At 71.1% G+C, this 14,477-nt stretch carries 11 protein-coding genes; 9 read left to right on the forward strand and 2 right to left on the reverse strand.

Annotation, left to right across the window (positions count from 1 at the left end; genetic code table 11):
• The first annotated feature begins 41 nt into the window (after positions 1-41).
• From CCN44_RS04540 to CCN44_RS04550, 3 genes are all read left to right on the forward strand, one after another.
• Complete coding sequence (locus tag CCN44_RS04540) at positions 42-701, forward strand: TetR/AcrR family transcriptional regulator (RefSeq protein ID WP_086696917.1); 660 nt, start codon at positions 42-44, stop codon at positions 699-701.
• Between the two features lie 123 nt (positions 702-824).
• Positions 825-1,064, forward strand: a complete 240-nt coding sequence (locus CCN44_RS04545; protein ID WP_086696918.1) for a heavy-metal-associated domain-containing protein — start codon at positions 825-827, stop codon at positions 1,062-1,064.
• Between the two features lie 184 nt (positions 1,065-1,248).
• A complete protein-coding gene (locus CCN44_RS04550) occupies positions 1,249-3,501 on the forward strand; it encodes a heavy metal translocating P-type ATPase (RefSeq protein WP_086696919.1) in 2,253 nt (750 codons plus the stop codon).
• A 638-nt stretch (positions 3,502-4,139) separates the two neighbouring features.
• Here the strand turns inward: CCN44_RS04550 and CCN44_RS04555 are convergent.
• Both CCN44_RS04555 and recD2 read right to left on the reverse strand, forming a co-directional pair.
• Positions 4,140-5,429: a citrate synthase gene (locus CCN44_RS04555; protein WP_059249657.1), complete on the reverse strand. Its 1,290-nt coding sequence runs from the start codon at positions 5,427-5,429 to the stop codon at positions 4,140-4,142.
• 220 nt (positions 5,430-5,649) lie between these two features.
• A complete protein-coding gene (gene recD2, locus CCN44_RS04565) occupies positions 5,650-7,905 on the reverse strand; it encodes an SF1B family DNA helicase RecD2 (protein WP_208639706.1) in 2,256 nt (751 codons plus the stop codon).
• A gap of 115 nt (positions 7,906-8,020) precedes the next feature.
• Here recD2 and CCN44_RS04570 point away from each other — a divergent pair, with 115 nt between their 5' ends.
• The 6 genes from CCN44_RS04570 to rbsD all read left to right on the forward strand — a co-directional run bounded on the left by CCN44_RS04570 (position 8,021) and on the right by rbsD (position 14,399).
• Complete coding sequence (locus CCN44_RS04570; protein ID WP_059249659.1) at positions 8,021-8,275, forward strand: hypothetical protein; 255 nt, start codon at positions 8,021-8,023, stop codon at positions 8,273-8,275.
• A gap of 272 nt (positions 8,276-8,547) precedes the next feature.
• Positions 8,548-9,573 carry a LacI family DNA-binding transcriptional regulator gene (locus CCN44_RS04575; protein WP_059249660.1) on the forward strand — a complete coding sequence of 342 codons (1,026 nt, stop codon included), beginning with the start codon at positions 8,548-8,550 and terminating at the stop codon, positions 9,571-9,573.
• On the forward strand, positions 9,570-11,090 hold the full coding sequence (locus CCN44_RS04580; protein ID WP_059249661.1) for a sugar ABC transporter ATP-binding protein: 1,521 nt from the start codon (positions 9,570-9,572) through the stop codon (positions 11,088-11,090). Before CCN44_RS04575 ends, CCN44_RS04580 begins: the two co-directional genes overlap by 4 nt.
• A complete protein-coding gene (locus CCN44_RS04585; protein WP_086696921.1) occupies positions 11,080-13,029 on the forward strand; it encodes an ABC transporter permease/substrate-binding protein in 1,950 nt (649 codons plus the stop codon). Before CCN44_RS04580 ends, CCN44_RS04585 begins: the two co-directional genes overlap by 11 nt.
• Before the next feature lie 81 nt (positions 13,030-13,110).
• Positions 13,111-14,013 carry a ribokinase gene (locus CCN44_RS04590; RefSeq protein WP_086696922.1) on the forward strand — a complete coding sequence of 301 codons (903 nt, stop codon included), beginning with the start codon at positions 13,111-13,113 and terminating at the stop codon, positions 14,011-14,013.
• Positions 14,010-14,399: a D-ribose pyranase gene (gene rbsD / locus CCN44_RS04595; protein WP_059249664.1), complete on the forward strand. Its 390-nt coding sequence runs from the start codon at positions 14,010-14,012 to the stop codon at positions 14,397-14,399. Before CCN44_RS04590 ends, rbsD begins: the two co-directional genes overlap by 4 nt.
• Positions 14,400-14,477: the final 78 nt, after the last annotated feature.

Raw genomic sequence — 14,477 nt, forward strand, 5'->3', positions numbered from 1 at the left:
TCGTGTTTGTCAATCGCGTTCGGAGAGCTGGGGATACACGCGTGTCCGACACCACGAAGAAGGGCGACGGCACGACGAAGGAGCAGCAGCCGCGTCGTCGCCAGGCCCGCGGCGAGCGCCGCATCGCGCAGCTGCTGCACGCCGCCGCCCGGGTCTTCTGCACCACCGGCTACACCGCCGCCAGCACCAACGCCATCGCCCGCGAGGCGGGCGTCTCCCCCGGCACGCTCTACCAGTTCTTCCCGAACAAGGAAGCGATCGCCATCGAGCTGGGCGACCGGCTGATGCACGAGATGCGCGAGGCGTACGGCGAGGCACTGGCCCCCGTCGACCCCGCCACCCCGCTGGAGGAGGCCATCGGCTCGGCCGTCGACTGGTTCATGGCCTTCAACACCGACCACCCCGTCTTCTTCGCGCTCATGCACGGCCCCGACATCCCCGGCCGGATGGCCGAGGCGCACGAGCAGCTGCACACCACCGTGGTCGGCCGGATCGAGGCGCTGCTCGCCTCGCTCATGCCCGGCGCGGCCCCCGCCGACGTGACCCGTACGGCCCACGTCTGCCTCGGCATCTACAAGGCCGGCCTGGAACTGGTCCTGGCCCACGAGGGCGCCGAGCGCGCGGCCTACATCCGGGAGACCAAGGACGTCCTGATCCGCTACCTGGAGCCGCTGGTCGGCGACCGGCTCGGCCGCGCGTGACGCCGTACCGCCGAAACCGGAACCCCTTCAGTGGATTCATACCCCCTAGGGGTATAGTGTGGGGAGCGTGGGGTTCCTCCGTGGGCCCCACCGACCCCACACGCCTCGACGAGGAGTAACGACATGACCGCCCACACCGACACCCCGGGCTCCGTCACCACCGTCTACAAGGTGACCGGCATGAGCTGCGGCCACTGCGAGGGCGCCGTCTCCGGCGAGATCTCCCAGATCCCGGGCGTCAGCTCGGTGAAGGCCGTCGCGTCGACCGGCGAGGTGACCGTCGTCTCCGCGGCCCCGCTGGACGACGAGGCCGTGCGCGCCGCCGTCGACGAGGCCGGCTTCGAGCTGGCCGGCAAGGCCTGAGGAAGCGACCGGGGAGGAACCGGGGAATCCCCGGGGAAATCCCGGCGGAACCCGGGGAACCCGGAGACCAAGCCCGGGAAGAACCCGAGGAAGACCCCGAGAAGACCTCCGATCCACCGACCGGGCCGTACCGACCAGCTGATACTGGATCCGTACGGCCCGGTCCGATGTCTGGAGTCCGGACATGACCAGCACCACCGCAGAGAATGCCGCCCAGGCGGGCACGACCTCCGAGGTCGAGCTGCTCATCGGCGGGATGACCTGCGCCTCCTGCGCCGCCCGGGTGGAGAGGAAGCTCAACCGGATGGACGGCGTCAGCGCCACCGTCAACTTCGCCACCGAGAAGGCCAAGGTCACCTACGCCGACGGCGTCCGGGTCGCCGACCTGATCGCCACCGTGGAGAAGACCGGCTACACCGCAGAGGAGCCCCCGCCGCCGGAGCCCGCCCCCGAGACCGGACCGGAAGCCCCCGAACAGGACCTCGAACTCGGCGCCCTCCGGCACCGCCTGCTCGTCTCCGCGCTGCTCGCCGCCCCCGTGGTGCTGCTCGCGATGGTCCCGGCGCTCCAGTTCGACAACTGGCAGTGGCTCTCGCTCACCCTGGCCGCACCGGTCGTCGTCTGGGGCGGCGCCCCCTTCCACCGGGCCGCGTGGACCAACCTCCGGCACGGCGCCGCCACCATGGACACGCTCGTCTCGGTCGGCACGCTGGCCGCCTTCGGCTGGTCGCTGTGGGCGCTGTTCCTCGGCGACGCGGGCAGGCCCGGCATGCGCGACGCGTTCCACCTCACCGTCTCCCGCATGGACGGCGCCTCCGTCATCTACCTGGAGGTCGCCTCCGGAGTCGTCGCGCTGATCCTGCTCGGCCGCTACCTGGAGGCCCGCTCCAAGCGCCGCGCGGGCGCCGCCCTGAAGGCCCTGATGGAGCTGGGCGCCAAGGAGGTGGCGGTACTGCGGGACGGCCGCGAGGTGCGGATCCCGGTGTCCGCGCTGGCCGTCGGCGACCGGTTCGTCGTACGGCCCGGCGAGAAGATCGCCACCGACGGCGCGGTCGTGGAGGGCGTCTCGGCGGTGGACGCCTCGATGCTGACCGGCGAGTCGGTACCGGTCGACGTCGGCCCCGGCGACCGGGTCACCGGCGCCACGGTCAACGCGGGCGGCCGGCTGGTCGTCGAGGCCACCCGGGTCGGCGTCGACACCCAGCTCGCCCGGATGGCGAAGCTGGTCGAGGACGCCCAGAACGGCAAGGCCGAGGTGCAGCGGCTCGCCGACCGGATCTCCGCCGTCTTCGTCCCCGTGGTCATCCTCGTCGCGGTGGGCACCTTCGGCGCCTGGCTGGGTGTCACCGGGGACACGGCCGCCGCGTTCACGGCCGCCGTCGCCGTGCTGATCATCGCCTGCCCCTGCGCGCTCGGCCTGGCCACCCCGACCGCGCTGATGGTCGGCACCGGCCGCGGCGCCCAGCTCGGCATCCTGATCAAGGGTCCCGAGGTACTGGAGTCCACGCGCCGCGTGGACACGGTCGTCCTCGACAAGACCGGCACGGTCACCACCGGCCGGATGAGCCTGCGGGCGGTCCACGTCGCCGACGGCGAGGACGAGAAGGAGCTGCTGCGGCTCGCGGGCGCCTTGGAGCACGCCTCCGAGCACCCCGTGGCCCGCGCGATCGCCGCCGGTGCCGAGGAACGCACCGGGACCCTGCCGGCGGTCGAGCACTTCGAGAACGTGCCCGGGCGGGGCGTACGCGGGCGCGTGGAGGGCCGTGAGGTGGCCGTGGGGCGCCTGTACGACACGCTGCCGGAGGAGTTGGCCCGGGCGGCCCGCGAGGCCGAGCGGGAGGGCCGTACGGCCGTCGTGGCCGGCTGGGACGGCCGGGCCCGCGGGGTCCTCGCCATCGCCGACGCGGTCAAGGAGACCAGCGCCGAGGCGGTCCGCGAGCTGCGCGCGCTCGGGCTCACGCCGGTGCTGCTCACCGGGGACAACCGGACGGTCGCCGAGGCGGTCGCGCGGACCGTCGGGATCGACCCCGCGCAGGTGTTCGCCGAGGTGCTGCCCGAGGACAAGGTGGACGTCGTACGACGGCTCCAGCGCGAAGGGCGGTCGGTGGCCATGGTCGGCGACGGCGTGAACGACGCCGCCGCGCTCGCCACCGCCGACCTGGGCCTGGCCATGGGCACCGGCACGGACGCGGCGATCGAGGCCGGCGATCTGACGCTGGTGCGCGGGGACCTGCGGGTGGCCGCGGACGCGATCCGGCTGTCCCGCCGGACGCTGGCCACCATCAAGGGCAACCTGGTGTGGGCCTTCGGCTACAACGTCGCCGCGCTGCCGCTGGCCGCCGCCGGACTGCTCAACCCGATGATCGCGGGGGCGGCGATGGCCTTCTCGTCGGTGTTCGTGGTGACCAACAGTCTGCGGTTGCGCGCCTTCCGCTGAACACGCCCTGACCAGAGCGGGAAATACCGGGACCGATGTCCCGGTCCCCCTAGAGTCCGGCGCGCGCCTCACATAAGCTCTTCACAAGGCTCGCGCATCATCCTTACGCTTGGGTCCCGATTGCCATATCGGGGCTCTTGCGTACCTAAGGGACATATGCAAGAGACGCAGATCACAGTGATGCGAACGTAACCATCGAAGGGGTTCGACGGTCTAAGTTGGCGATGTCAGACCAGCGTCTTGGGGGGCGCTGACTGGCATCTGAGGATGTCTTGGGGGACTTCCTCAGAGATGCGTTGCCGGGGCACGTACACCGGGAAGCTTTGAGCGGCCCTCCCAGCGTGCGTTGTCCCGGCAGATCGCACCGCATCACTGGAGCACGGCGGGTTTTGCTCGTTGTGCTCACAGACAGCGATTCAGGCGCTGTCCTCTCCGAGCGCCCGGCCGGATCCCGTGGGGGGAATCCGCACCGGGACATGGGAAGGCGCCCTGGTCGTCGGCCCGTGGGGGGACCGGCGTCTCAGGGCGCCTTCTGCTTTTCACGGCTCCCGGCCAACGCTTCAGGGCCTGCCCTCCTGCTCGGACGGACAGGCCCCTCTGCTCGGTGAGCGCGGCTCAGCGGGTGCGGCTCAGGGAGTTCAGCGCTCCTCGACCGGAACGAAGTCGCGCTCCACCACGCCGGTGTAGATCTGGCGCGGGCGGCCGATGCGGGAGCCCGGCTCCTTGATCATCTCGGTCCACTGGGCGATCCAGCCCGGGAGCCGGCCGAGGGCGAACAGGACCGTGAACATCTCAGTCGGGAAGCCCATGGCCCGGTAGATCAGACCGGTGTAGAAGTCCACGTTCGGGTACAGCTTGCGCTCGACGAAGTAGTCGTCGGAGAGCGCGTGCTCCTCCAGCTTCAGGGCGATGTCGAGGAGCTCGTCCTCCTTGCCCAGTGCGGAGAGCACATCGTGCGCGGCGGCCTTGATGATCTTGGCGCGCGGGTCGAAGTTCTTGTAGACCCGGTGGCCGAAGCCCATCAGGCGGACGCCGTCCTCCTTGTTCTTCACCTTGCGGATGAAGGTGTCGACGTCGGAGCCGGAGTCGCGGATGCCCTCGAGCATCTCCAGCACGGACTGGTTGGCGCCGCCGTGCAGCGGGCCCCACAGCGCGTTGATGCCGGCCGAGATGGACGCGAACATGTTGGCCTGCGAGGAGCCGACCAGGCGGACCGTGGAGGTCGAACAGTTCTGCTCGTGGTCGGCGTGCAGGATCAGCAGCTTGTCCAGCGCGGCGACGACGACCGGGTCCAGCTCGTACTCGTCGGCCGGGACCGAGAAGGTCATGCGCAGGAAGTTCTCGACGTAGCCGAGGTCGTTGCGCGGGTAGACGAACGGGTGGCCGATCGACTTCTTGTACGCGTACGCGGCGATCGTCGGGAGCTTGGCGAGCAGCCGGATCGTGGAGAGGTCGCGCTGCGTCTCGTCGAACGGGTTGTGGCTGTCCTGGTAGAAGGTGGACAGCGCCGAGACGACCGAGGACAGCATCGCCATCGGGTGGGCGTCGCGCGGGAAGCCCTTGTAGAAGTTCTTGACGTCCTCGTGCAGCAGCGTGTGCCGCGTGATGTCGTTCTTGAACGAGGACAGCTGGTCGACGGTGGGCAGCTCGCCGTTGATCAGCAGGTACGCCACCTCAAGGAAGGTGGAGCGCTCGGCCAGCTGCTCGATGGGGTAGCCGCGGTAGCGGAGGATGCCCGCCTCGCCGTCGAGGTAGGTGATCGCGGATTTATAGGCGGCGGTGTTGCCGTACCCGCTGTCCAGGGTCACCAGACCGGTCTGGGCGCGGAGCTTCCCGATGTCGAAGCCCTTGTCACCGACGGTGCTGTCGACCACCGGGTAGGTGTACTCGCCGTCGCCGTACCGCAGTACTACAGAGTTGTCGCTCACGTCTTCCCTCACCGACGTAGTGCCTCATCTTCGAGGTGCCCTGACTGTCTCTACCATCCCCCATTTGGCTCAGGAGAGTGCACTCGGGGTCGACCATTGGGCCCATTGGCGGCACTCAGTGCCGCCAACCTGCTCATCCTGCCCCCTCGGAGGGGCAACGGGAAGTGCTCTGTGACCTTCGTGACTCATTTGATCGATCATTTTCGCGCCGAGCCCGGGTTCAGGCGCGCAGTCTGAAGTCCAGGGCCGTGCACCGCCGCCCGGCCGACACCGTGCGCACCGCCTGCCCGATCGCCCTGCGGGAACCGACGAGGACGACCAGGCGCCGGGCCCGGGTGACCGCCGTGTAGAGCAGGTTCCGCTGGAGCATCATCCATGCTCCCGTGGTGACCGGAATCACCACGGCGGGATACTCACTGCCCTGCGAGCGGTGGATGGTCACCGCGTACGCGTGCGCCAGTTCGTCCAGTTCGTCGAATTCGTACGCAACCTCCTCATCCTCGTCCGTCAGTACGGTCAGGCGCTGATCGACCGGATCGAGCGAGGTGACGACGCCCACGGTGCCGTTGAAGACACCGTTCTTCCCTTTCTCATAATTGTTGCGAATCTGGGTGACCTTGTCGCCGACGCGGAAGACCCGGCCGCCGAACCGCTTCTCCGGCAGATCGGGCCGCCCGGGCGTGACGGCCTGCTGGAGCAGCCCGTTGAGCGCGCCCGCGCCGGCCGGTCCCCGGTGCATCGGCGCGAGCACCTGCACATCCCGGCGCGGGTCGAGGCCGAACTTGGCCGGAATCCGCCGTGCGGCCACGTCCACGGTCAGCCGGCCCGCGGCCTCGGTGTCGTCCTCCACGAAGAGGAAGAAGTCCTTCAGCCCGTCTGTGAGCGGATGCTGCCCCGCGTTGATCCGGTGCGCGTTGGTGACGACACCGGACTGCTGGGCCTGCCGGAAGACCCGGGTGAGCCGGACGGCCGGGATCGGGCTCTTCTCGGCGAGCAGGTCCCGCAGGACCTCCCCGGCGCCGACGCTCGGCAACTGGTCCACGTCCCCCACGAACAGCAGGTGCGCCCCCGGCGGTACGGCCTTGACCAGCTTGTTGGCGAGCAGCAGGTCCAGCATGGACGCCTCGTCCACGACCACCAGGTCGGCGTCGAGCGGCCGGTCCCGGTCGTAGGCCGCGTCCCCGCCCGGCTTCAGTTCCAGCAGCCGGTGCACGGTGGAGGCTTCGGCTCCGGTCAGCTCCGAGAGCCGCTTGGCGGCCCGGCCGGTCGGGGCGGCCAGCAGCACCTTGGCACGCCGGGCGCGGGCCAGCTCCACGATCGAGCGGACGGTGAAGGACTTCCCGCACCCCGGCCCGCCCGTGAGGACGGCGACCTTCTCGGTCAGCGCGAGCTTCACGGCGGCCTCCTGCTCGGGTGCGAGGTCGGCGCCGGTGCGGGTTCTCAGCCAGCCGAGCGCCTTTCCCCAGTCCACCTCCCGGAACCCCGGCATCCGGTCCTGGTCCGTGCGCAGCAGCCGCAGCAGCTGGGCGGAGAGGGAGAGTTCGGCGCGGTGGAAGGGCACGAGGTAGACGGCGCTGACGGGATCGTCGCCGCCGCCGTCGGGCCCGGGCACCTTCTCCCGTACGACCCCCGGATCGGCCCCGTCCTCCGGCACCTGGCCCAGCTCGGCGAGACACTCGATGACCAGCCCTGTGTCCACCTGGAGCAGCTTCACGGCATCGGCGATCAGCCGCTCCTCCGGGAGGAAGCAGTGCCCCTGATCGGCGGACTGCGAGAGCGCGTACTGCAGCCCGGCCTTCACCCTCTCGGGACTGTCGTGCGGGATGCCGACGGACTGGGCGATCTTGTCGGCGGTGAGGAAGCCGATGCCCCAGACATCGGCGGCGAGCCGGTACGGCTGCTCCTTGACGACGGAGATGGACTCGTCCCCGTACTTCTTGTAGATCCGCACGGCGATGGAGGTGGAGACCTCGACGGTCTGCAGGAAGAGCATGACCTCCTTGATCGCCTTCTGCTCCTCCCAGGCGTCGGCGATCTTCTTCGTCCGCTTCGGCCCGAGGCCGGGCACCTCGATCAGCCGCTTCGGCTCCTCCTCGATGATCCGCAGGGTGTCCAGCCCGAAGTGCTGGGTGATCCGATCGGCGAAGACCGGCCCGATGCCCTTGACCAGGCCGGAGCCGAGGTAGCGGCGGATGCCCTGGACGGTGGCGGGCAGGACGGTCGTGTAGTTCTCGACGTGGAACTGCTTGCCGTACTGCGGGTGCGACCCCCAGCGGCCCTCCATCCGCAGGGACTCCCCGACCTGCGCACCGAGGAGCGCGCCGACCACCGTGAGCAGATCGCCGGCGCCTCTGCCGGTGTCGACCCGGGCCACGGTGTACCCGTTCTCCTCATTGGCGTACGTGATCCGCTCCAGCACACCTTCGACCACGGCAAGCCGCCGCTCACCGGTCTGGGTCCCCGCCTGTCGAGCCATGATCCGACGGTACCGGTGAGGTCTGACAGCGGGGCGGCGACCACCGGAACCGGGTCCTGCGATGCGAACTCGCGGCGGCGCGGCTCGTTGACCACGTCGTACGAAAGCAGAGCTGATGGTCGGCTCGTACTTCTGGCGACACCCGCTGGCCGAACAGGTGCGCGCGGAAGGAAGGGAAGAGGGGCGGCAGCAAGGTCGGGCCGAGGCCAAGGCCCAGATGATCCTGCGGATTCTGGAGTGGCGCGGCATCCCGGTCTCCGAGGACGTCCGCGAGCAGGTGAACGCCTCCACCGACCTCGACCAGCTGGATATCTGGGCACAGCGGGCCGTCCACGCCACGGAGGCCACGGAGTTGTTCACCGAGGAGTGAGCGCCCTCGGGTCGGCTGCGTCCGCGCTGCCGGCGGAGGCTGCGCGGACGCTCATGTGGACGCCAGGTGGGGCGGCATCTTGCGGCCGGTGGGTGCAGGGGTGGCGGAAGCGGTAGTGAGCAATGGCCAAAAGCCATCGCCTTCCTCCCCCGGTCACGATTGGGTTTCGGCCACGGTCCACCCCCTTGCATCCGGTCATGTAATCGATTCCAATCCTCCCTACGGCAGGGATGTAATCGATTCCACGAGTCCACGAGGAGGTGGGGCCGGCGATGGCGGGTATCAAGGATGTCGCCGCTGCGGCGGGGGTGTCCGTGGCCACCGTGTCGCGGGTGCTGAACGGGCATCCGTCGGTCAGTGCCGAGGCGCGGGCTCGGGTGAACAGGGCCGTGGAGACGCTCGGGTACCGGCCGAACGCCGTCGCCCGGTCGCTGCGGACCGATCAGACGCACACCCTCGGACTGGTCATCAGCGACGTGCTGAATCCTTACTTCACGGAGCTGGCGCGATCCGTCGAGGAGGAGGCGCGGGCGCTCGGGTACAGCGTGATCATCGGCAACGCCGACGAGCGGCCCGAACTGCAGGACCACCACGTGCGGAACCTGCTCGACCGGCGGATCGACGGGCTGCTCGTGTCGCCGACGGACGGCGGGTCGCCGCTCATGCTGGACGCCGCTCGGGCCGGTACCCCCATGGTGTTCGTCGACCGGTGGATCCCCGGCGTGGAGGTCCCGGTGGTGCGGGCGGACGGACGCGGGGCCGTACGGGATCTCGTCGCCCATCTGTACCGGCTCGGGCACCGGCGGCTCGCCATCATCGCCGGGCCCGCCGCCACCACCACCGGCAGCGAGCGCGTCGAGGCCTTCCGGGCCGCGCTGGCCGAGCACGGGCTGCCGCTGCCGGACGCCTACACCGGGCAGGGCGACTTCCAGGCCGAGAGCGGGCGGCGGGTCACCGAGGGGTTCCTGGATCTCGCGGAGCCGCCGGAGGTCGTCTTCGCCGCCGACAACCTGATGGCGCTCGGCGCGCTGGACGCCGTACGCGCGCGCGGGCTGCGGGTGCCGGACGACATCGCGCTGGCCGCGTTCGACGACATCCCGTGGTTCGTGCACACCGATCCGCCGGTCACCGCGATCGCCCAGCCGACCGGTGAGCTGGGGCGGGCCGCCGTACGGGCCCTGGTCGACCGGATCGAGGGGCGTACCCCGCGGTCCGTCACGCTGCCCGCCCGGCTCGTCGTACGCCGCTCGTGCGGTGCGCCCCCCACCCCCTCCCCAGTGCAAAGGAGCACGTCGTGAGCAACCCGGACGAGTTGCTGCGCATCGAGGGCATACGGAAGACCTTCCCCGGCGTGGTCGCGCTCGACGGCGTCGACTTCGATCTGCGGCGGGGCGAGGTCCATGTGCTGCTCGGTGAGAACGGCGCCGGCAAGAGCACGCTGATCAAGATGCTCTCCGGGGCCTACACCCCCGACGCCGGCCGGATCCTCGTAGGCGGTGAGGAGGTGCGCATCCACGGGGCGCAGGACTCCGAGCGCCTGGGGATCGCCACCATCTACCAGGAGTTCAATCTCGTTCCCGATCTGACCGTCGCCGAGAACATCTTCCTGGGGCGGCAGCCGCGCCGCTTCGGGATGATCGACCGGAAGCGGATGGAGGCCGAGGCCGAGACGCTGCTGGAGCGGGTCGGGGTGAGTGTCTCGCCCCGCGCGCGCGTGCGGGAACTCGGGATCGCGCGGCTGCAGATGGTCGAGATCGCCAAGGCGCTCAGCCTGGACGCGCGCGTGCTCATCATGGACGAGCCGACCGCCGTGCTCACCTCGGAGGAGGTGGAGAGGCTCTTCGCCATCGTGCGGTCCCTGCGGGAGGACGGCGTGGGGGTCGTCTTCATCACCCATCATCTGGAGGAGATCGCCGCCCTGGGGGACCGGGTCACCGTCATCCGGGACGGGCGCAGTGTCGGGCAGGTGCCCGCCGCCACGCCCGAGGACGAGCTGGTACGGCTGATGGTGGGGCGGTCCATCGAACAGCAGTATCCGCGGCAGCGGCCGGAGCAGGGCGCTCCGTTGCTGTCCGTCGAGGGGCTCGGCCGGGACGGGGTCTTCCATGACGTGAGCTTCCAGGTGCACGCCGGTGAGGTCGTCGGCATCGCGGGGCTCGTGGGCGCCGGGCGGACGGAGGTCGTACGGGCCGTGTTCGGCGCCGATCCGTACGACCACGGGGTCGTGCGGGTGTCGGGCACGGAGATCAAGCGGCACGACGTGAACGCCGCGATGGCCGCCGGGATCGGGCTCGTACCGGAGGACCGCAAGGGGCAGGGGCTCGTGCTGGACGCCTCCGTCGCGGAGAACCTGGGGCTGGTGACCCTGCGCGCCGCCACCCGGGCGGGACTCGTCGACCGCAAGGGCCAGTACGCCGCCGCCGAGCGGATCGCCGGGCAGCTGGGGGTGCGGATGGCCGGCCTCGGGCAGCAGGTGCGGACGCTGTCCGGCGGCAACCAGCAGAAGGTCGTCATCGGCAAGTGGCTGCTGGCCGACACGAAGGTGTTGATCCTGGACGAGCCGACGCGCGGTATCGACGTCGGCGCCAAGGTCGAGATCTACCAGCTGATCAACGAGCTGACGGCCGCCGGTGCCGCCGTCCTGATGATCTCCAGCGATCTGCCCGAGGTGCTCGGCATGAGCGACCGGGTGCTGGTGATGGCCCAGGGCCGGATCGCCGGCGAACTCTCCGCCGACGAGGCCACGCAGGACGCGGTGATGTCCCTCGCCGTGAGCACCCCTACCACCGAGAAGGAGGCCACCCGTGGCCACTGACACGCTCAAGGGCCGGGCGGGCGCGAGTGGCGCCCCGGGGGCCCTTCGCCGGCTGCTCCTCGACAACGGCGCGCTGACCGCGCTGATCGTCCTCGTCGTCGCCCTGTCGGCGCTGTCCGGGGACTTCCTGACCACCGACAACCTGCTCAACATCGGCGTGCAGGCCGCCGTCACGGCCATCCTCGCCTTCGGCGTCACGTTCGTGATCGTCTCCGCCGGCATCGATCTGTCCGTCGGCTCGGTGGCCGCGCTGTCGGCGACCATGCTGGCCTGGAGTGCCACGCAGCATGGCGTTCCGGTCGCGCTCGCGGTCCTCGTCGCCGTGGCCACGGGCGTCGTCGCCGGCCTGGTGAACGGTTTCCTCATCGCCTACGGCAAGCTGCCGCCGTTCATCGCGACGCTGGCCATGCTGTCGGTGGGCCGCGGTCTGGCCCTGGTGATCTCGCAGGGTTCCCCCATCGCATTCCCCGACTCGGTCTCGCACCTCGGGGACACCCTCGGCGGCTGGCTGCCGGTGCCGGTGCTGGTCATGGTGGTGATGGGGCTGATCGCCGCGGTGGTGCTGGGGCGGACGTACATCGGCCGGTCCATGTACGCGATCGGCGGCAACGAGGAGGCCGCGCGGCTGTCCGGGCTGCGGGTGCGGAGGCAGAAGCTCGCCATCTACGCGCTGTCCGGCGTGTTCGCCGCCGTCGCGGGCGTCGTGCTGGCCGCCCGGCTGTCCTCGGCGCAGCCGCAGGCCGCCGACGGCTACGAGCTGGACGCGATCGCCGCGGTCGTCATCGGCGGTGCCTCGCTGGCGGGCGGCACCGGCAAGGCGTCCGGCACGCTGATCGGCGCGCTGATCCTGGCGGTGCTCAGGAACGGCCTCAACCTGCTCTCGGTGTCCGCCTTCTGGCAGCAGGTCGTGATCGGTGTCGTGATCGCGCTGGCGGTGCTGCTGGACACCGTGCGCCGCAAGGCGGGGGCGACCCCGGTGGCCGCCGGGACGGGCGGGCCGAAGGGCAGGCAGGCGGTGACGTACGCGCTGGCCGCGGTGGTCACCGTGGCCGTCGTCGGCGCCACCTCCTTCCTGCACGGCGGTTCCTCCTCGTCCACGAACCCGAGGATGGGGCTGTCGCTGTCCACGCTGAACAACCCGTTCTTCGTGCAGATCCGGGCCGGCGCCCAGGCCGAGGCGAAGAGGCTGGGCGTCGACCTGACGGTCACCGACGCCCAGAACGACGCCTCCCAGCAGGCCAACCAGCTGCAGAACTTCACCAGTTCGCACGTGGGCGCCATCATCGTCAACCCGGTGGACTCGGACGCGGCGGGCAACTCCGTCACGGCCGCCGACAGGGCGCGGATCCCGGTCATCGCGGTCGACCGGGGCGTCAACAAGGCGTCCGTGGACACCCTGGTGGCCTCGGACAACGTCGCGGGCGGCGAGCTGGCCGCGAAGACCATCGCCGAGAAGCTGGGCGGCCAGGGCAAGATCGTCATCCTCCAGGGCCAGGCGGGCACGTCGGCGGCCCGCGAGCGGGCGGCCGGGTTCGCCCGGGGCCTGAAGGACTACCCGGGCATCCGGGTGCTGGCCCAGCAGCCCGCCGACTTCGACCGCACCAAGGGCCTCGACGTGATGTCGAACCTGCTCCAGGCCCACCCCGACGTGCAGGGCGTCATCGCCGCCAACGACGAGATGGCCCTGGGCGCGATCAAGGCGCTCGGTTCCAAGGCCGGAAAGTCCGTGCAGGTCGTCGGCTTCGACGGCACCCCGGACGGACTGACGGCGGTCAAGGACGGCACGCTGTACGCGTCCGTCGCCCAGCAGCCCACGCAGTTGGGGAAGATCGCCGTGGACAACGCCCTCAAGGCGGTCAAGGGCGAGAAGGTGGAGCCGACGGTGAAGGTGCCGGTGAAGGTGGTCACGAAGGACAACGTGGCCGGCTTCACCGGCTGACAACGCCACGGACGGGCGGGCGGCCCCGGGAGCACTTCCCGAGGCCGCCCGCCTGACGTCATCTCTCAGGGGAGTCAACTGATGTACGACTACGACCTCCTGGTCGTGGGATCGGCCAACGCCGACCTGGTGATCGGGGTCGAGCGGCGGCCGGCCGCCGGCGAAACGGTGCTCGGCGGCGACCTGGCCGTGCACCCGGGCGGCAAGGGCGCCAACCAGGCGGTGGCCGCCGCCCGGCTGGGGGCCGGTACGGCCCTGCTGGCGCGGGTCGGCGACGACGGGCACGGCCGGCTGCTGCTCGACTCCCTGCGCGCGGCCGGGGTCGACACGGTGGGGGTGCTGGTGGGCGGGGCCCCGACGGGCGTCGCGCTGATCACCGTGGACCCGTCCGGGGACAACAGCATCGTGGTGTCGCCGGGCGCCAACTCCCGGCTGCTGCCGGCGGACGTCCGGGCGGCGACGAGCCTCTTCCACGCCTCCCGGGTGGTGTCGGCCCAGCTGGAGATCCCGCTGGAGACGGTCGTGGAGGTCGTACGGAGCCTGGCGCCGGGGAGCCGTTTCGTGCTGAACCCGTCTCCGCCGCGGGAGCTGCCCGCCGAGGTGCTGGCGGCCTGCGATCCGCTGATCGTGAATGAGCACGAGGCGCGGGTGATCCTCGGCGACGCCGGTGTGAGCGACGAGCCCGCCGACTGGGCCCGGCTGCTGCTGGCGAAGGGCCCGCGGTCGGTGGTGGTGACGCTGGGCGCGCAGGGCGCGCTGGTGTGCGACGACTCGGGCGTGACCCGGGTGCCGTCGGTGCGGGTGGACGCGGTGGACACGACGGGGGCCGGGGACGCGTTCACGGCGGCGCTGGCCTGGAAGCTGGGCGCGGGTGCCGGTCTGGCGGAGGCGGCGGCCTACGCGGCCCGGGTCGGTGCGGCGGCCGTGACGCGGCGGGGCGCGCAGGAGTCGTACCCGACGGCGGCGGAGGTCGAGGCGCTGTGAAGAGGGCGGGCATCCTCAACCGCCACCTCGCCGGGGCGCTGGCCGAGCTGGGCCACGGGCACGAGGTGCTGGTCTGCGACGCGGGCATGCCGATACCCGACGGCCCCCGGGTGGTGGACCTGGCGTTCCGCGCCGGCGTGCCGTCCTTCGCCGAGGTGCTGGAGGGCCTGCTGGCCGAGCTGGTGGTGGAGGGTGCCACGGCGGCGGAGGAGGTACGGGCGGCCAATCCGGCGGCGGCCGGGCTGCTGGCGGACCGCTTCCCGGAGCTGGCCCTGGTCCCGCACGAGCGGCTGAAGGAGCTGTCGGCCGGGGCCCGGCTGATCGTCCGCACCGGCGAGGCCCGGCCGTACGCGAACGTGCTGCTGCGCTGCGGGGTGTTCTTCTAGGGCCCCTCGCTTCGAGGGGGCGTTCCCGGCCGCTCGGCCTGGGCACGCCCCCTCGGCTTCCCCTCCCCCGCCGGAACC

Origin of the sequence: Streptomyces tricolor, from assembly GCF_002155905.1 — a bacterium.
GTDB lineage: Bacteria > Actinomycetota > Actinomycetes > Streptomycetales > Streptomycetaceae > Streptomyces > Streptomyces tricolor.